Consider the following 16,760-nt stretch of genomic DNA (forward strand, 5'->3'; position numbering starts at 1 on the left):
CGGCTCGACCGGGCGATCCAGTACGCCGCTCCCTGTGTAGGGATCTCAGGCCGTGGCAATTACTGGCGGCCCGCCTTCGCGGATATGACGAAAAGGATTTGAGGGGACGACAATGAACCAGCCGGCATCCGCCTACTTCATCGAGGACCGTCACGATCCCAACGAGACGCACACGCTCGCCGTGCTCGTGCAGAACGAGCCCGGCGTGCTTGCGCGCGTCATCGGTCTGTTCTCGGGCCGCGGCTACAACATCGAGAGCCTCACGGTCTCGGAGACCGAGAGCCAGAAGCACCTCTCGCGCATCACCATCGTCACCACGGGCACGCCAATGGTGATCGAGCAGATCAAGCACCAGCTCGATCGCATGATTCCGGTCTATCGCGTCGTCGACATGACGCAGACCAAGCGCTCGATCGAGCGGGAGCTCGCGATGGTGAAGGTGCGCGGGCAGGGCGAGCACCGGGTCGAGGCGCTGAGGCTTGCGGATGCGTTCCGCGCCCGCGTGATCGACGCCACCACCGAGAGCTTCGTGTTCGAGATCACAGGCAATACGGACAAGATCAATCAGTATATCGACCTGATGCGCCCGCTCGGCCTCGTCGAGGTGTCGCGCACCGGCGTTGCCGCGATTGGTCGCGGGCCTGAAGGGATGTGAACCATGCTGGCGCGCGACTGGTACTATAATGAGCGGAACCGGATGGGGATCGAGCCCGCAGTGGCGTCGATCTATGACAGCCATGACGATGCCGACCTGCGGGCGCGCGCCGCGCTGAAAATGCTCGGGGTCCAGCGCGGCTGGCGCATCGCCGATATCGGCTGCGGTAACGGCGTGCTGGCCACCGAAGCGGCGCTAATGGGCGCCGAGGTCGATGCTATCGACATCTCGCCCGCGATGCTGGCGCTCGCCGAAATCTATGCACGTGACCGCAAGGCGCCGGTCCGCACCCAATCGGCCGGCCTGCTGAGCTTCTCCTACCGTCCGGAATCCTACGATTTGATCGTCAGCGAGTTCACGCTGCACCATCTGCCGGACTTCTGGAAGGCGGTGGCGATGTCGCGGATCTATCGCGCGCTGAAGCCGGGCGCGAGCTTCTACCTGCGCGACATCGTCTACACTTCAATGCCGGACGCCATTGAGCGCGACGTCGAGCAATGGGCCGACTTCCAGATCAAGAACCACGACTTTTCGCGTGAAGGTGTCGTCGCGCACATGCGCGACGAATATTCCACCTTCGGCTGGGTGATGGAACGGATGCTGACCGACGTCGGCTTCAGGCTGGTCTCGGCCGACTATCACGCCCCGATGCACGGCACCTATCTGCTGCGGAAACCGAAAGCCGGCGAGCAAGGCTAGATCAGAACAATAACAGGAACTGCACGACGGGGCAGGACCGGGAACAACAATGAAGCCGGCCGACATCCTCATCGCCGTCCTGGTGGCGATCATCTGGGGGCTTGCCTTCGTGGCGAGCCGGATCGCGCTCGACGAGTTCTCGCCGGAGCTGATGACGGCAATGCGCTTCACCATTGCTGCAGTACCGTGTCTTTTCATTCCCAGGCCGAAGGTCGTCTGGCCGCTCCTGATCGCGATCAGCGTCACGCTGTTCCTCGGCCAGTTCCTAAGCCAGGCCTATGGCATCGCCCACGGCGTGCCGGTCGGCCTGGCCAGCGTCGTCGTGCAGAGCCAGGCGCTGTTCACGATCGGCTTCGCCGCTGTCGCATTCGGCGAACGCCCGACGCCGATGCAGACGCTCGGCATCGTCATCGCAGCAGCCGGCCTTTTGATGATCTGCGGGACCGTCGGCTATGATTTCAGCGTCGGCGCTTTCGCGGTGCTGATGATCGCGCCGGTCTGCTTTGCCGTCGGCAATCTCCTGCTGCGGGGCGCGCGTGGTGCGCCGATGTTCGACCTGTTCGCCTGGCTGTGCCTTACTGCCGCGGTGCCGTTGTTCGCGCTTGCGCTGGTCGTCAACGGGCCAACGCCGACCTGGCAGTCGCTGATCCACATGTCTCTCACAGGCCTGATCTGCCTGCTGGTGATCGGCGCCGTCTCCACCAGCATCGCCTACTGGCTGTGGGGACGATTGCTGCGTGATTATCCGGCGGCGCAGGTGGTGCCGTTCGCGCTGCTGGTGCCGTTCGTGGGATCGGCCGCCTCCAGCATCGTGTTCGGCGAGCGGTTCGGACCCCTGCGCCTCGCCGGCATGCTGACCGTGATCGGCGGTATCGCGGTGATGGTGCTGGCGCAGCGGCCCAAGGCATCGCCCAAAGAGCCGCTGCCGAAAGTCGCTTGAGGCGAACATGTCCCAGTCGCTGTTCTATGCCTTCCTCACCTTCATGGTCGTGATGTACTTCACGCCTGGGCCGAACAACATCATGCTGCTGTCCTCGGGCCTGACCTACGGCTTCCGGCGCACCATCCCCCACATCATCGGCATCGTCATCGGCTTCGCCTTCATGGTCGCCGCGGTCGGCCTCGGGCTCGGCTCCGTGTTCCTGGCCTATCCGGTCCTTCAGACCATCTTGAAATATGCCGGTGCCGCCTACCTGATCTATCTCGCCGCCGCGATCGCCATGTCCGGCCCGACCAAGCCGGGCGAGGGGAGCGCCCGCGGCCCGATGACCTTCTGGGGCGCGGCGATGTTCCAATGGATCAACGCTAAAGGCTGGGTGATCGTGATCGGCACCATTACCGCCTACGCGGCGATCGCCCAATTCCCGCTCAACATCGCAATCCAGACCCTGATCAGCCTGCTCGTAGGCACGGTCTCGACCGTGGTCTGGGCTCTGTTCGGCTCCGCATTGCGGCCGGTCCTGACCTCAGAGCGGCTGGTCCGTGCCTTCAATGTGCTGATGGCGGTCCTGCTGCTCGCTTCCCTCTACCCCGTCTTCATGGATGCATGATGCCGCAGATTTCCATGCAGAAACGGGTTTCCCAGCGGCCCTAAAATGCTCTAGACAGCCCCCGAAATCCGTCAATTCACCTTCGAAAGATCTGACCATCGGCCGATTTCCGGCCCCGAACGAGGAAACGAACTATGCGTGTTTATTACGATCGCGACGCCGACCTGAACCTGATCAAGGGCAAGAAGGTCGCCATCGTCGGCTATGGCAGCCAGGGCCACGCCCATGCGCTGAACCTGAAGGACTCCGGCGTCAAGGAGGTGGCGATTGCGCTGCGCAAAGGGTCGGCCTCGGCCAAGAAGGCGGAGAACGCCGGCTTCAAGGTGATGGAAGTCGCCGAAGCCGCCAAATGGGCCGACCTCGTCATGATGCTGACCCCGGACGAGCTTCAGGGCGACATCTATCGCGAGCACCTGCACGACAACATGAAGAAGGGCGCCGCCCTCGTGTTCGCGCACGGCCTCAACGTCCACTTCAATTTGCTCGATCCGCGCGCCGACCTCGACGTGCTGATGATCGCGCCGAAGGGCCCCGGCCACACCGTGCGCTCGGAGTACCAGCGCGGCGGCGGCGTGCCCTGCCTGATTGCGATCGCCAAGGACGTCTCGGGCAACGCCCATGATCTCGGCCTGTCCTATGCCTCCGCGATCGGCGGCGGCCGCGCCGGCATCATCGAGACCACCTTCAAGGAAGAGTGCGAGACCGACCTGTTCGGCGAGCAGGTGGTGCTCTGCGGCGGCCTGGTCGAGTTGATCAAGGGCGGCTACGAGACCCTGGTCGAAGCCGGCTACGCCCCGGAGATGGCCTATTTCGAGTGCCTGCACGAAGTGAAGCTGATCGTCGACCTGATCTATGAAGGCGGCATCGCCAACATGAACTACTCGATCTCCAACACCGCCGAGTACGGGGAGTATGTCACCGGTCCGCGCATCATTACCGACGAGACCAAGAAGGAGATGCGGAAGGTTCTCGCCGACATCCAGGGCGGCAAGTTCGCGCGCGACTGGATGCTCGAGAACAAGGTCAACCAGACCTCCTTCAAGGCGACCCGCGCCAAGCTCGCCGCACACCCGATCGAAGAGGTCGGCGCGAAACTGCGCGACATGATGCCCTGGATCAAGAAGGGTGCGCTGGTCGACAAGAGCAAGAACTAAGCCGTTGTGCCCCCGACGCAGCGCAGCACCTTGGTGATGCCCTGCTGATCCGGGGCCAAGCGGCCTCTGGATCCCGGCTCCGCGACGCATTGCTTATGCGCTGCGCCTTGTCCGGGACACGCGAGCGAAAGCTTCGCTCGCCAAACAAATCTTTAAGCCTTCGCGACTATGTTCGAGCGAGATCGCAAACGCGATCTTTCTCTTCCTTCTCGCGCGAAGCATAGTTGCTTCATTCAAATTCTTCGCGAGTTGATGCGCTGCTTGAACGCCAAGAACTGACGCTTAAACCACATTCTTGATCTCGCGTCCCTTTTCAAAAATTTCTAGAACTCCCTGATCGTGAAAAGGGCTGCGTCGTCAGAGTGAAAGATTCGGCTCTTCATCCGCCTTTTCAAGGTGCCTTCGACCTCATGTCGCAACGTTCGCGCGCCGCTTCATCTTAACAACCGACACCTGCTGCGCGGACTTGCGCGCTGGGCGCCATTTGCACACAGGCACCTTCCTCCTGCATGATCACGGCAACCCGAGGTGGAAAGACCATGCGATCTGTCGTCGTTACCGGGGCGTCTACGGGCATCGGCTGGGCCGTTGCGAAATTCCTGATCGGGCGCGGCTATCGCGTGTTCGGCAGTGTCCGCAAGCAGGCCGACGCCGACCGGCTGCAAGGCGAGTTCGGTGCGAACTTTACCCCGCTGCTGTTCGACGTCACCGACGAGGCAGCAGTCCTCGCCGCCGGGCGAAAAGTTCGCGGAGCGTTGGGCGGCGAGACGCTGGCCGGTCTCGTCAACAATGCCGCCATCGCGGTTGCCGGTCCCGTGCTCGAATTGTCGGCCGATGATTTCCGCCGCCAGATGGACGTCAACGTCATTGGCCCTGTCATCGCGACGCAGGCGTTCGGGCCGCTGCTCGGCGCAGACCCCTTGCTGAAGGGGCCGAAGGGCCGGATCGTGATGATCAGCTCGGTCGCTGGCAAGAGCGGCAATCCGCTGTCGGCGCCTTACAGCACCTCCAAGCACGCCATCGAGGGCCTGTCGGAGAGCCTGCGCCGCGAGCTGATGCTGTTTGGCATCGACGTCATCATCGTCGCCCCCGGCGCGGTGAAGACGCCGATCTGGAGCAAGGCCGAAGAGATCGACCTTTCCGTCTACCAGAACTCGCCCTATCTGCCGGCGCTGAACAAGGTGATGGCGTTCATGATGGACATCGGCGCCAAGGGCCTGCCCGCCGAGCAGATCGCCGAGATCGTGTTCGAGGCGCTGACGGCGCCAAGCCCGAAGGTGCGCTACCAGATCACGCCGGACCCGCTCCGCCACCTGATTGCGGCCGTGCTACCGAAACGGACGCTCGACCGCATCATCGCCAAGCGGCTCGGATTGCTGCCGCAGTGAGTTTGGGCGTTTTCAGCCCGCGGCGACGGTTTGCCTGCGCGGGTGGCGGGCCATCGCTATCATGCGCAACGTCAGCACGATCAGCAGCGGAACGAGGAATGCGGCGTAGAGCGGCATTGCCGGCACGCGCTTGCCGAACGACACCATGAACTGGAACCAGAGATAGTAGCCGCCCGCAACGTGCAGTATGCGCCAGGTGCGCAATCCGAGCAGCGCGGCGGTGCGGTCGAACGAGGTCGCACTCATCGCGATGATGAAGCCATAGCCGATGCCGCCGAAGATGTAGGAGGCGGCGGAGGTCGCCTGGGCAAAGCCGGCCGGATCCATCCTGGCGAACGCGACGATCGCCGCCGCGTGGATTGCGTGGGAGGCCGCGAAGCTCAAGCCGAGATAGCGGCGGTTACGGTGCTGCCAGCGCGTCCAGGCATTGGGCGAGAGCCGCGCCAGCGCCGCGGCACTGAAGGCGAGGCAGAACAGCAGCAGCGAACTTCGCGCCGTGAAGCGGATCACCATACGAACGCCCTCAACCTCGAACAGCCGCATCGAGGCGATCCACAGGCTCAGGGCGATCAGACTGAGCGTTAGGACGGCAAGCAGCCGCCAGCCTTCGAGCCAGATTTGACGTTGTGACATGACGATCTCCTCAAGGATGTAATCAATGCTTACATATAGAGCAACAAAATCGTCAATAGTGTAATCGCTGCTTACATTCACGTTCGGGTGATGCTAGAAGACGCCATGCCCGTCCGTCAGACGTCCAAGCCGCGTGCCCGCCGAACACCCGAAGCCCGGCCGTATCACCACGGCGACCTTCGCCGCGTGCTGATTGACGCTGCGCTGCAATTGGCGGCCGAAGGTGCGGAGGTCTCCGTCCGCGAGGCGGCGCGCCGGGCCGCGGTGTCGCCGGGCGCGCCATTCCGGCACTTTCCGAACCGCGATGCCTTGATGGCGGCGGTGGCCGAGGAGGCGCAGCGGCGCTTCCGCGCCGAGATCGAAGCGGCGCTGGGCGAGGAAGCGCCCAAGGGTCCACTGGAGCGTTTTCGCGCCTTTGGCCTCGCTTACCTGCGCTGGGCCATGCGCAATCCGGCCCATTTCGAGATCATCTCCACCGGGCGCTACTTCGCCCATGGCAGTTCGGCGGAGCTGACCCGCGACAATGCCGAGCTGATCGCGCTGTCGGAACGGATGCTGACTGATGCGGCCGAGCAGGGCCTGCTGAGGTCGGCGGATCTGAAGCGCATCCAGATCGCCAGTCGCGCGTTGGTCTACGGTTTTGCCCGCATGAATCTCGATGGCCACTTTCCGCGCTGGGGCATCGAGGACGGCGAGATCGAGCGGATGGCGGAGGGGGTGATCGACCTGTTCATCGCGGGGATCGCCCAACCCTGACGTTGAGCAGCTGCCTGCCGGCTGCGGCCCAACCCGTCTTTCGCCAACAATAAGCGATGTCGGATCGCCGGACGCGTTGCCTGACGTTGACCGTTCCGTTACAGTTTTATGACACGGCGCAGGCTTCCGGCTGCGCCGGGCGCCGCCAGCTGTCTCGATGCCGGCCAAGCGGCTTGGCATCACCGCGCCGGACCAAAGTTGCGTGTCGTCGATGGCGTCCGCGCCCAATCCAGGTCCTTCTGCCACCACCGCCGTGCTTGCGAGCGTCGCCGCGCTCGGCATCTGGCGGCTGCTCGCGGTCACGGCGCCACATTTCGCAGCGCTGGCGCTGATGTACGAGACCGAGACCGATTTCGGCTCGCGCCTCTCCTTCGCCCTGGCCTGGGGCATCCTCAACTTCTTCTGGATCACGCTGCTGCGGCGCCCGGCGCTGTCGGGCGCGCTGTCCCTGACCATGGTCGTCGTGCTGGTGCTGCTGTCCCGGCTCAAGCACGAAGTCGTGCAGATGACGGTCAACTTCATCGATCTGATGATGATCGACCGCGACAGCGTCGCGTTCCTGTTCACGATCTTCCCGAATCTGCGCTGGTCGGTGATCCTGGCCGGCCTCGTCACGTTGCCGCTGATGTATGCGCTGTGGTGGCTTGATCCGTTCCGGATCCGCCGGCTGCCGGCGCTCGCCTGCAAGCTCGCGTGCGTTGCCGCACTGGTCGGCTATTCGCTTTATCATCCTGACCAGGCCTGGCGCGGCTATTACGACGACGGCTATCTCTCGAAATTCTTCCGCTCCGGCGTCACCGCGGTCGCCGACTTCGTGCAGTACGGTTTCATGGAATCCGCAGCCTCAACCAACGAGCGGCTCAACGTGCCGCTGGTGGACGCCTGCCATCCTGCGGGCCGCCGCCCTAACATCATCATGATCCATGATGAATCGAGCTTCGACATCCGCGCCGCGCAGGGCATCAAAGTGCCGCTGCGTTACGGCGACCATTTCACGTCTTGGGACGGCAAGCAGCGCACGTTCCTGGCCGAGAGCAATGGCGGGCCGAGCTGGTTCACCGAATACAACGTGCTTGCGGGGCTCTCGTCGCGTTCGTTCGGCCGCTTCGCCTATTTCGTGACGCGCATCGCCTCGAACCGCGTCGAACGCGGCCTGCCATTGGCACTGCGCCGTTGCGGCTACGACACCCTGTCGCTTTACCCCGCCCATGGCGGCTTCATGGGCGCGCGCAGCTTCCAGATGACGACCGGCATCGAACGTTTCCTCGATTCGGAGGATCTGGGCGCCAAGGACGTCGAGCCGGACTCCTTCTTCTACGACAAGGCGCTTCAGCTGATGGGGCAACAACCGCCGAACAAGCCGCTGTTCACCTTCATCTATCTCGGCGCCAATCATTTCCCCTGGGAGACGCGCTTCCGTCCTGATCTGCTGCCGAACTGGCGCGCGCCGGGCAACTTGCCGTCCATCGACGAATATCTGCGCCGCCAGGTGATGAGCGCCGAGCAGTACAAAGCTTTCGTCGCCGGTCTGAAGAAGAACTTTCCCGGCGAGCCTTTCCTGATCGTGCGCTACGGCGATCACCAGCCGGAATTCGCGCCGAACCTGCTTGAGCCCGGCCTCGACGAGGGCGCCCTCGGCAAGAAGCTCGACGCTTACGATCCGCGTCTCTACGCAACCTATTATGCGATCGACGCCGTCAATTTCGAGCCGGTGAAGAGCGATGCCGTGATGGACACGATCGACGGTCCCTATCTGCCGCTAGTGATCCAGGAAGCCGCCGGCATCCCGCTCGATCCGTCCTTCGCCGAGCAGAAGGAGATCATGCTCCGCTGCAAGGGCATCTTCTATGGCTGCAGGGATGGCGCCGAGGCGCGGCGGCTGAACCGGCTGCTGATCAACGCGGGGATGATCCGGGGGCTGTAGTGTCTCTCAGCTCTTTGCGAGGAGAGCGCCGGTGGAGCACACATGCCCCTCCAACGTCGTCCTGGCGAAGGCCCATGGGCGAAAGCCATGACGACGCTGAACCAGTCGCGCCAGCCTACCTATTGCTCACCTTCTCCCACAGCCACTTCGCCACTGCGTCGGGCGATGAATTCGCATCGTTGCCGCTCGCGCGCAGATTGGCTTCGCGCATGGTCGCGATGTCGATCCTGCCGAGCAGCGGCCTCAGCGCAGCCTGCAACCGCTCGTCACCGGCTCGCATGGGCGCGAGCAGCAGGATCGCATCGTAAGGCGGGATGGCGTGCCTGGGATCATCGAGCGCGACGAGATCGTATTTCGCGATCAGGCCGTCGCTGGTGTAGCCGGCGATCACGTCGACCTCGCCGCTCGCGACCGCCGCGTACATGAAGTCCGGCTGCATCTGGCGTTGGGTGCGGAACGAAAGCCCATAGGCCTTTTGCAGCGCGGCCCATTCGGGGCGCGAGAAGAACTCGTAGTCGCCGGCGATCGACATGGTCGATGCGTGCGCGGCGAGATCGGCGATGCTGCGGATGCCAAGCGCCTCGGCGCGCTTGCGCGGCATCACCAGCGCATACGCATTCTCGAAGCCGAGCTCGCCGAGCAAGGTGATGTTCTCTTTCGCGAGGGCTGTCTTCAGCTCTGCGAGCAATTCCGCGCGCGGCTTAATGTCGGTGCGATGCAACTGATTGGCCCAGAGTGTACCGGAATAATCGACATAGAGATCAATGTCGCCGGCCTTCAGTGCCTCGAAGATCACGCTGGAGCCGAGGCCGGATCGCGCCGTCGCCGACAGGTCAGCCGCCTGGAGGCGGTCCCTGAGCAGGGCCGACAACACATATTGCTCGGTGAAAGTCTTGGCGCCGACGACGTAGCTCTGGGACGAACGCCCCATCGTCGGCACCAGCGTTGCGGCGACCAGTGCCGCGATCCCGATCGCGCCGAGCCCGGTGCGCATGCGGCTGCGCTGGCGCAGGCCGGTCTCGAGCAGGCCGAGCAGTTGGTCGACGGCAAGCGCGAGCAGGGCCGAGGCCAGGCAGCCGAACAGCACGAACACCCAGTTCTGGGTCTGAAGCCCTGCGAAGATGTAGTTACCGAGGCTGGTCTGGCCGATCGGTGTCGATAGCGTCGCGGTGCCGATCACCCACACCGCGGCGGTGCGGATCCCCGCCATCATCACCGGCAGCGCCAGCGGCAGCTCGACCATCACCAGCGATTGTCGCGCGGTCATGCCGACACCTTTGGCGGCTTCGATCAACGCGGGATCGATGCCGTTGAGGCCGGTGATGCCGTTGCGCAGCACCGGCAGCATCGAATAGAGCGCGAGCGCCAGCACGGCCGGCAGGAAGCCGAAAGCGGAAAAGGAAAAGCCGAACCAGGCGAGCGTAACGGAGGCCAGCAGCAGCAGGAGCGGATAGAACAGCGCAAGAAGCGCAAGTCCAGGGACTGTCTGCACGATGCTGGCAAGCGCAAGCAGGATGCCCCGGGGCGCCGGGTGGTTGCGTGTGAGGAGTGCCAACGGCAGGCTCGCAATCAGGCCCAGCGCAAGCGCGGCGAGACTCACCCGCACATGGTTGCCGAGATAGTCGGGCAAATGCGACAGCGCCTCGCCCCAGCGCGGATCGGTGAAGAGGCTCATGCCGCACCGCTCGTTGGCAGCCGCGCATTCAATCGCTCGACCTGGCGCCGCGGCGTGCGCAACAATTCCAGCACGTAGGCGTCGCCGCTTTTCGACAGCTCTGCCGGCGTGCCCTGTGCGAGCAGCTTTCCAGCGCGCATCACCGCAATGCGGTCGGCGAGCAGAATGGCCTCCGTCATGTCATGCGTAATCATGACAGAGGTCAGGCCGAGCTTGCGGTGCAGGTCGCGAAAATCCTCGCCGAGCGCATCGCGGGTGAGGGGATCGAGCGCGCCGAACGGCTCGTCCATCAGCACGATCCGAGGTTTTGCCGCGAGCGCCCGCGCCACGCCGACGCGCTGGCGCTGGCCGCCGGAGAGCGCCTCCGGCAGCCGGTCGCGATGCGCGGCGCGGTCGAGCTGCACGAGCTCCAGCAGCTCGTCGACGCGCGCGGCAATATCGGCAGCCGAGACGCCCAGCAGCTTTGGCGTGACACCGATATTGTCGGCAACGCTCAAATGCGGAAACAGCCCACCGGCCTGGAACACGTAGCCGATCCGCCGCCGCAGCGCGACCGGATCGACATTCTGCACGTCCTCGTTCTCCACCGTGATCGTGCCGCTGTCCGCCTCGATCAACCGGTTGGCGAGCCGCAGCAGGGTGGTCTTGCCGGAGCCCGAGCCACCCACGATGGCCAGAAACTCGCCCTCGGCGATATCGAGCGACACGTCGTCGACGGCTTTGAGCAGCCCGAAGCTCTTGGTGACACGTGCATAGCTGATCGCCAGCTTGGAGGGCATCGCGGGTAAGCTCGTTCTTACCTTCCCCTGCAGGGGAGGGTGAAGGGGATAAAGAGCTGCATGCGTAGCACGCTTGGCGCCTTGATTGAACTTGGTCGCGCGAGCGGCTAAGGCATCGGTCCAGGTTTGGAGGAAGCACATGACGACGCCCACGGCAGTGGCGCTGGAAGATGCCAAGGTCGCGTTCCACCTCCGGGACGGACGGGTCTATACGGCGGTGGAGAAAGCCCATCTCACGGTGGCGCAGGGCGAGTTCGTCGCCATTGTCGGCCCGACCGGCTGCGGGAAATCCACGCTGCTCAACGTCGCCGCCGGGCTGCTCAAGCCGGCAGCCGGCAGCGTCAGGATATTCGACCAGCCGCTCGCGGGGCTGAACCGGGATGCCGGCTACCTGTTCCAATCCGATGCACTGTTCCCGTGGAAGACCGCGCTCGACAATGTCGCGATCGGGCTCGAGATCAAGGGCACGCCGCGCTCCGAAGCGTTGCCGCGGGCGCAGCAATGGCTGACCTCCGTCGGCCTCGGTGCGTTCGCAGGCCGCTATCCACACATGCTCTCGGGCGGCCAGCGCAAGCGCGTGGCGCTGGCGCAGGTGCTGATCCGCGATCCAAAAATCCTGCTGATGGACGAGCCGTTCGGGCCGCTCGATGCGCAGACGCGCCAGGTCATGGGCAATCTGCTGCTCGATCTCTGGAACGCCGACCGCAAGGCTGTGCTGTTCGTCACCCACGATCTCGAAGAGGCGATCGCACTCGCCGATCGCGTCGTGATCATGTCGGCGGGGCCGTCCTCGCGCATCATCGGTGACTGGCGCGTGCGCTTGCCGCGCCCGCGCGACATTTTTGAGGTACGGCTCGATAAGGAGTTTCATTCACTGCATCGCGAGATCTGGGGCGTGCTCAAGGACGAGGTGATGAAGGGTTATATGCAATCCACGCAGGCGGCGGAGGCGGTCTGATGTCGCGCCCGATGCTGCTTGCGCTGCAAGTCCTGGTCGCGGTCGTCTGCATTGTGCTGTGGCAAGTGCTATCGACCGTCCCCGTCTTCGGCAAGATCCTGCTGCCGCCGTTCTTCTTCTCCAATCCGTTCGACGTATTCAGCCAGATCGTGAAGTGGTTCGCGTCCGGCGTGATCTGGAAACATCTCGGAATCACGCTTGCGGAATCGATCCTGGCTTTCGTGATCGGCTCGACCGGGGGCGTGCTGGTCGGCTTCTGGTTTGCGCGCCAGCCACTGGTCGCAGCCGTGTTCGACCCTTACGTCAAGATGGTCAACGCGCTGCCGCGCGTCGTGCTGGCGCCGATCTTCGCGCTGTGGCTCGGCCTCGGCATCTGGTCCAAGGTCGCGCTCGGTGTGACGCTGGTCTTCTTCATCGTCTTCTTCAACGTCTATCAGGGCGTGAAGGAAGTCAGCCGCACCGTACTGGACAATGGCCGCATGCTCGGCATGAGCGAGCGCCAATTGATGCAGCACGTCTATTGGCCGTCGGCGCTGTCCTGGATGTTCTCCTCGCTGCATACGTCGGTCGGCTTCGCCGTGGTCGGCGCGGTCGTCGGCGAATATCTCGGATCGGCGGCCGGGCTCGGCTATCTCATTCAGCAGGCCGAAGGCATCTTTGACGTCGCCGGCGTGTTCGCCGGCATGTTCGTGCTGTCGGCCTTCGTGATCCTGATCGACTTTGGCGTCACGCTGGTGGAGCGGCGGCTACTGGTTTGGCGGCCGACGGCGTCGGACGGTCGCGGCTAGGGCGCGAGGGGCCGAACGTCGGCGCGAGCCCCGATCGCGAACGTTCAATCCAGCAGCTTGGTGTCGTCGGGTGCCTGCGGCGGCGTCTTGATCGCGATCGCCTTGACTTGGCCGCTGATCGGCTTGGTGCCGCCATGCGGCGTGCCCTTCGGGATGATCACGAGATCGCCGGGCTTCACCGTCACCTCCTTGTCGCCGAGCCAGATCGTCCCGGTGCCGTCCAGGATGTACTGGATCTCGTTGGTGTTGGGATGCATGTGCTTGGGCACGTTGCCGACCTGGATCGAGACGGTGGCACCGTCCGCGCTCGCGAACATCTTGGAGCGGTAGCCGGCAGCGTTTGCGGGCCCGAGCGCATCGCCCTCCATCTCGCCGGTATGGATGATCTGCGCGGTGATGTTTTCGGCGGCGAGCGCCGGCCGGAGCAGGTGGGTGGCGCCGCATCCGGCGGCAAAGGCGGCGGCGATCGACAGGCCGGCAGCAAGGCGATTCATGGATGATCCTCCCCATCAAGAATTGTTCTTGTTTGGACATGCTATTGCGCCCGAAAGGCCGATGGCCAGCCCACTTAGGCGGTGCTTCTCAAGCCGGCCCCGCTGCTCTATGGTGCCGCCGGCCGAACGGAGGAAACCAATGAAGAAGACGATTGCCAGGCTCGCCGGCGCGCTGCTCGCGCTGACGCTCACCATCGGTCTTGCCGCGGCGCAAAGCAAGGTGACCATCGCGGTCGGCGGCGGCTCTTGCCTGTGCTACCTGCCCACCGTGCTGGCCAAGCAGCTCGGCGAATACGAGAAGGCCGGCGTCAGTGTCGAACTGGTCGATCTCAAGGGCGGGTCGGACGCACTCAAAGCCGTGCTCGGCGGCAGCGCCGACGTCGTCTCCGGTTACTTCGACCATTGCGTCAATCTCGCCGCCAAGAAGCAGGAGCTTCAGGCCTTCGTGGTCTATGACCGCTATCCCGGCCTCGTGCTGGTGGTCGCGCCCTCTCGGACCAACGACATCAAATCGGTCAAGGATCTCGCCGGCAAGAAGGTCGGCGTGAGCGCCCCTGGCTCCTCCACCGACTTCTTCCTGAAATACATGCTCAAAAAGAACGGCCTCGATCCCGCCGGCACCGCCGTGATCGGCGTCGGTCTTGGCGCCACCGCGGTCGCAGCAATGGAGCAGGGCCAGATCGACGCGGCCGTGATGCTCGATCCTTCCGTCACCGTGCTTCAGGGCAACCACAAGGATTTACGCATTCTTTCGGACACCCGCACCCAGAAGGACACGCTCGAGACGTTCGGCGGCGAATATCCGGGCGGCGCGTTGTACTCGACGGCAGCCTGGGTCAACGGTCATGAGAAGGAGACACAGGCGCTTACCAATGCGATCCTGGCAACGCTAGCCTGGATCCATTCGCATTCGCCCGAGGAGATCATGGCGAAGATGCCGGAGGAGACGGTCGGCAAGAACAAGGATCTTTATCTTGCTGCGCTGAAGAACACGATCCCGATGTTTTCCGAAACCGGCAAGATGGACCCGAAGGGCGCGGAGGCCGTGCTTGCGGTGTTCAGCGTCGGTTCGCCCGAGGTGGCGAACGCCAAGATCGACGTCAGCAAGACCTTCACCAACAAATTCGTCGATCAGGCCAAGAAGACGACGGGGAATGCCAAATAAGTGACGCGAAGGCGTAGTGGTCAGGCGTCATGACGTCACCGGTCATTCATCGCGTCACGGCGCTTGATCTTGCGGTGCGGCCGGTCGTGTGGCCGTTCGCCGAGGAGCGTCGCGCCGAGATCGCGGCGCATTTTGCCGAGAAGCAGCGCGAGCGGCCGAAGATCTGGAACGGTCGCGTGCTGCTCGGGCGCGACGCCGTTTTCACGGACGGCCATTTCGCCGCGACCTATTTCGAGACCGATTTCGCCAGCTTCCTCGCCTGGCGCGACTGGGGCTTTCCTGATCCGGCCGTGTTCAACGGTTTTGGCATGGGCGCGCTGCGCACCTCCGACGGCGCCTTCGTACTGGGTGAGATGGCGCAGCACACCGCCAATTCGGGCCGCATCTATTTCCCTTCGGGCACGCCCGACCTCGACGACATCAAGGACGGGGCTCTCGACATTCCCGGCAGCGTCGTCCGCGAGGTCGCGGAGGAGACGGGGCTGACCGCCGACGACTACGCGGCGGAGGCGGACTGGCACTGCGTGGTCTCCGGCCGTGTGATTGCGATGATTCAAGTCCTCAACCTGGACATGCCGGGCGAGGTGGCCCGCGCCCGGATCGAAGCCAATCTCGCGCGCGAGGCCGAGCCCGAGCTGTCGGCCATTCATCTCGTGCGCGAGATGAGCGATCTCACGCCGTCCATGCCGCGATTTGTCACGGCCTTTATAGCGCAGCGGCTCGCCTCTCGCTGACGCGCGAGGCTTGACATCGCTTCGCTCAGCCCATGTGATGGGCGAAAAAGCAAGAGCAACAAGAATGCGATGCACAATCGTCCAGGGAGGTTCTGATGCGCCTGCGCATGGCTACCCGTTTGGTACGTGGGCTGTTGGTCGCGATTGCCGCGGCGGGCTTGGCGGTGTCCGCCCAGGCTCAGGAGAAGAAGATCAAGATCGGCGTCGTCTTCGATTTGACTGGACCTCTCGCCGGCGGCGGCTCCGAGCTCGGCTATATCGGCGCAAAGATCATCCTCGACCATTTCGCCAAGACCGGGGTCGAAGGTTACAAGGTCGAGGCGGTCTACGCCGACGCGCAAAGCAAGCCTGACATCGCCATCAACGAATCTGTCCGCCTGCTCGAGCAGGAGAAGGTCGACATGGTGCTCGGCTTCTTCTCCTCGGCGCAATGCGTACCGGTCGCCGCCCGCGTCGAGCAGCTCAAGAAGTTCATGTGGATCACGACCTGCATCTCGTCGGCCGTGTTCAACGACAAGCGTTACAAATACGTGTTCCGTCCGCAGGCGAGCGGCGACCAGTTCGGCATGATGACGATGGATTTCATCGCGCAGAACGCCAAGGAGAAGTTCGGCAAGGAGCCGAAGGACCTGCGCGTCGCCATCATTCACGAGGACGGGGCCTATGGGGTCGATGTCTCCAAGGGCAACGAGGCCGGTGCGAAGAAGGCCGGCTTCAACGTCGTGCTGAAGGAGGGCTATTCGGCGACCGCGCCGGACCTCTCCGCGCTGGTGACCAAGCTCAAGCGCGCCAAGCCCGACGTGATCTTCCACACGGGCTACAATCCCGACATTACGCTGCTGCTGCGCCAGGCCCGCGAGCAGGGCCTGAAGTTCGGCGCGTTGATGGGGCATGGCGCCGGTTATGGCGTCTACGAGAAGCTGAAGGAAGGCATGGGCGCGGACGCCGCTTACATCTTCAACACCGACCCGATATCGATATGGCTCGCCAACCAGAAGACCATGGATCCGAAGCTCCCGCCCGTGATCAAGATGGTCGGCGACGAATTCGACAAGATCAGGCCGGGCGTCGCCATCCGCTCGGCCCATGTCGGCATCGGCGCGTCCAACACGTATGTATTCATGAGCGACGTGCTGCCGCGAGCGATCAAGAAGTATGGCGGTGTCGATCCCGACGCGCTGCGCAAGGCGGCGCTCGACACCGACATTCCCGAGGGCGGCACCATGCTCGGCTTCGGCGTGAAGTTCTACGGTGAGGGCACGCCGATGGCCGGGCAGAACGAACGCTCGTTTCCCGTGGTGATCCAGTACATCGACGACAAGTCCTCCGTGGTGTGGCCCAAGAGCCAGGCGCAGCGCGAGGCGGTGCTGCCGCTGCCGAAAGGCACCACGTACAGCAACCAGTAGCG

17 protein-coding genes are annotated in these 16,760 nt (G+C 63.9%); 13 read left to right on the top strand and 4 right to left on the bottom strand.

Going from position 1 to position 16,760, the window contains the following annotated elements:
• Window positions 1–112 precede the first annotated feature (112 nt).
• The 6 genes from ilvN (at window position 113) to IVA78_RS16165 (ending at window position 5,446) form a co-directional block, all read left to right on the top strand.
• Window positions 113–655: an acetolactate synthase small subunit gene (gene ilvN, locus IVA78_RS16140; protein WP_247278538.1), complete on the top strand. Its 543-nt coding sequence runs from the start codon at window positions 113–115 to the stop codon at window positions 653–655.
• Between the two features lie 3 nt (window positions 656–658).
• Window positions 659–1,354 (top strand): class I SAM-dependent methyltransferase, encoded by a 696-nt coding sequence (locus IVA78_RS16145; RefSeq protein ID WP_247466424.1) that lies wholly within the window; start codon window positions 659–661, stop codon window positions 1,352–1,354.
• A gap of 49 nt (window positions 1,355–1,403) precedes the next feature.
• Window positions 1,404–2,294: an EamA family transporter gene (locus IVA78_RS16150; RefSeq protein ID WP_247466427.1), complete on the top strand. Its 891-nt coding sequence runs from the start codon at window positions 1,404–1,406 to the stop codon at window positions 2,292–2,294.
• Between the two features lie 7 nt (window positions 2,295–2,301).
• A complete protein-coding gene (locus IVA78_RS16155; protein ID WP_247466430.1) occupies window positions 2,302–2,904 on the top strand; it encodes a LysE family translocator in 603 nt (200 codons plus the stop codon).
• Between the two features lie 134 nt (window positions 2,905–3,038).
• Window positions 3,039–4,058 carry a ketol-acid reductoisomerase gene (gene ilvC / locus IVA78_RS16160; RefSeq protein WP_035700280.1) on the top strand — a complete coding sequence of 340 codons (1,020 nt, stop codon included), beginning with the start codon at window positions 3,039–3,041 and terminating at the stop codon, window positions 4,056–4,058.
• A 539-nt stretch (window positions 4,059–4,597) separates the two neighbouring features.
• Entirely contained in the window at window positions 4,598–5,446 is an 849-nt protein-coding gene (locus tag IVA78_RS16165; RefSeq protein WP_247466433.1) for an SDR family oxidoreductase, read from the top strand.
• 12 nt (window positions 5,447–5,458) lie between these two features.
• Here the strand turns inward: IVA78_RS16165 and IVA78_RS16170 are convergent, their stop codons facing one another.
• Complete coding sequence (locus tag IVA78_RS16170) at window positions 5,459–6,079, bottom strand: hypothetical protein (RefSeq protein WP_247466436.1); 621 nt, start codon at window positions 6,077–6,079, stop codon at window positions 5,459–5,461.
• 105 nt (window positions 6,080–6,184) lie between these two features.
• Here IVA78_RS16170 and IVA78_RS16175 point away from each other — a divergent pair, with 105 nt between their 5' ends.
• Both IVA78_RS16175 and IVA78_RS16180 read left to right on the top strand, forming a co-directional pair.
• Window positions 6,185–6,835, top strand: coding sequence for a TetR/AcrR family transcriptional regulator (locus tag IVA78_RS16175; RefSeq protein WP_247466439.1), 651 nt, complete (start codon window positions 6,185–6,187; stop codon window positions 6,833–6,835).
• 211 nt (window positions 6,836–7,046) lie between these two features.
• Complete coding sequence (locus tag IVA78_RS16180) at window positions 7,047–8,759, top strand: sulfatase-like hydrolase/transferase (RefSeq protein ID WP_247466442.1); 1,713 nt, start codon at window positions 7,047–7,049, stop codon at window positions 8,757–8,759.
• 115 nt (window positions 8,760–8,874) lie between these two features.
• On the opposite strand, the gene IVA78_RS16185 is transcribed toward IVA78_RS16180, so the two are convergent.
• Both IVA78_RS16185 and IVA78_RS16190 read right to left on the bottom strand, forming a co-directional pair.
• Entirely contained in the window at window positions 8,875–10,434 is a 1,560-nt protein-coding gene (locus IVA78_RS16185; RefSeq protein ID WP_247466445.1) for a glycine betaine ABC transporter substrate-binding protein, read from the bottom strand.
• Window positions 10,431–11,213: an ABC transporter ATP-binding protein gene (locus IVA78_RS16190; protein WP_247466448.1), complete on the bottom strand. Its 783-nt coding sequence runs from the start codon at window positions 11,211–11,213 to the stop codon at window positions 10,431–10,433. The genes IVA78_RS16185 and IVA78_RS16190 overlap by 4 nt, the downstream gene beginning before the upstream one ends.
• Before the next feature lie 139 nt (window positions 11,214–11,352).
• Here IVA78_RS16190 and IVA78_RS16195 point away from each other — a divergent pair, with 139 nt between their 5' ends.
• Both IVA78_RS16195 and IVA78_RS16200 read left to right on the top strand, forming a co-directional pair.
• The gene (locus IVA78_RS16195; protein ID WP_247278548.1) at window positions 11,353–12,171 is read left to right on the top strand and encodes an ABC transporter ATP-binding protein; all 819 of its coding nucleotides are present in this window, start codon (window positions 11,353–11,355) and stop codon (window positions 12,169–12,171) included.
• The gene (locus IVA78_RS16200; protein WP_247278549.1) at window positions 12,171–12,959 is read left to right on the top strand and encodes an ABC transporter permease; all 789 of its coding nucleotides are present in this window, start codon (window positions 12,171–12,173) and stop codon (window positions 12,957–12,959) included. Before IVA78_RS16195 ends, IVA78_RS16200 begins: the two co-directional genes overlap by 1 nt.
• 44 nt (window positions 12,960–13,003) lie before the next feature.
• On the opposite strand, the gene IVA78_RS16205 is transcribed toward IVA78_RS16200, so the two are convergent.
• Complete coding sequence (locus IVA78_RS16205; RefSeq protein WP_247466450.1) at window positions 13,004–13,453, bottom strand: cupin domain-containing protein; 450 nt, start codon at window positions 13,451–13,453, stop codon at window positions 13,004–13,006.
• Between the two features lie 139 nt (window positions 13,454–13,592).
• Here IVA78_RS16205 and IVA78_RS16210 point away from each other — a divergent pair, with 139 nt between their 5' ends.
• The 3 genes from IVA78_RS16210 (at window position 13,593) to IVA78_RS16220 (ending at window position 16,758) form a co-directional block, all read left to right on the top strand.
• Complete coding sequence (locus IVA78_RS16210; protein ID WP_247466452.1) at window positions 13,593–14,618, top strand: ABC transporter substrate-binding protein; 1,026 nt, start codon at window positions 13,593–13,595, stop codon at window positions 14,616–14,618.
• A gap of 29 nt (window positions 14,619–14,647) precedes the next feature.
• Window positions 14,648–15,352 carry an NUDIX hydrolase gene (locus IVA78_RS16215; RefSeq protein ID WP_247466456.1) on the top strand — a complete coding sequence of 235 codons (705 nt, stop codon included), beginning with the start codon at window positions 14,648–14,650 and terminating at the stop codon, window positions 15,350–15,352.
• A 95-nt stretch (window positions 15,353–15,447) separates the two neighbouring features.
• A complete protein-coding gene (locus IVA78_RS16220; RefSeq protein ID WP_247466459.1) occupies window positions 15,448–16,758 on the top strand; it encodes an ABC transporter substrate-binding protein in 1,311 nt (436 codons plus the stop codon).
• Window positions 16,759–16,760 lie beyond the last annotated feature (2 nt).

Source organism: Bradyrhizobium sp. 137, assembly GCF_023074095.1.
Classification (GTDB): domain Bacteria; phylum Pseudomonadota; class Alphaproteobacteria; order Rhizobiales; family Xanthobacteraceae; genus Bradyrhizobium.

Coding starts and splice junctions, on each gene's coding strand:
- ilvN (WP_247278538.1), top strand. CDS start 113: ATGAACCAGCCGGCATCCGCCTACTTCATCGAGGACCGTCACGATCCC.
- IVA78_RS16145 (WP_247466424.1), top strand. CDS start 659: ATGCTGGCGCGCGACTGGTACTATAATGAGCGGAACCGGATGGGGATC.
- IVA78_RS16150 (WP_247466427.1), top strand. CDS start 1,404: ATGAAGCCGGCCGACATCCTCATCGCCGTCCTGGTGGCGATCATCTGG.
- IVA78_RS16155 (WP_247466430.1), top strand. CDS start 2,302: ATGTCCCAGTCGCTGTTCTATGCCTTCCTCACCTTCATGGTCGTGATG.
- ilvC (WP_035700280.1), top strand. CDS start 3,039: ATGCGTGTTTATTACGATCGCGACGCCGACCTGAACCTGATCAAGGGC.
- IVA78_RS16165 (WP_247466433.1), top strand. CDS start 4,598: ATGCGATCTGTCGTCGTTACCGGGGCGTCTACGGGCATCGGCTGGGCC.
- IVA78_RS16170 (WP_247466436.1), bottom strand. CDS start 6,079: ATGTCACAACGTCAAATCTGGCTCGAAGGCTGGCGGCTGCTTGCCGTC.
- IVA78_RS16175 (WP_247466439.1), top strand. CDS start 6,185: ATGCCCGTCCGTCAGACGTCCAAGCCGCGTGCCCGCCGAACACCCGAA.
- IVA78_RS16180 (WP_247466442.1), top strand. CDS start 7,047: ATGGCGTCCGCGCCCAATCCAGGTCCTTCTGCCACCACCGCCGTGCTT.
- IVA78_RS16185 (WP_247466445.1), bottom strand. CDS start 10,434: ATGAGCCTCTTCACCGATCCGCGCTGGGGCGAGGCGCTGTCGCATTTG.
- IVA78_RS16190 (WP_247466448.1), bottom strand. CDS start 11,213: ATGCCCTCCAAGCTGGCGATCAGCTATGCACGTGTCACCAAGAGCTTC.
- IVA78_RS16195 (WP_247278548.1), top strand. CDS start 11,353: ATGACGACGCCCACGGCAGTGGCGCTGGAAGATGCCAAGGTCGCGTTC.
- IVA78_RS16200 (WP_247278549.1), top strand. CDS start 12,171: ATGTCGCGCCCGATGCTGCTTGCGCTGCAAGTCCTGGTCGCGGTCGTC.
- IVA78_RS16205 (WP_247466450.1), bottom strand. CDS start 13,453: ATGAATCGCCTTGCTGCCGGCCTGTCGATCGCCGCCGCCTTTGCCGCC.
- IVA78_RS16210 (WP_247466452.1), top strand. CDS start 13,593: ATGAAGAAGACGATTGCCAGGCTCGCCGGCGCGCTGCTCGCGCTGACG.
- IVA78_RS16215 (WP_247466456.1), top strand. CDS start 14,648: ATGACGTCACCGGTCATTCATCGCGTCACGGCGCTTGATCTTGCGGTG.
- IVA78_RS16220 (WP_247466459.1), top strand. CDS start 15,448: ATGCGCCTGCGCATGGCTACCCGTTTGGTACGTGGGCTGTTGGTCGCG.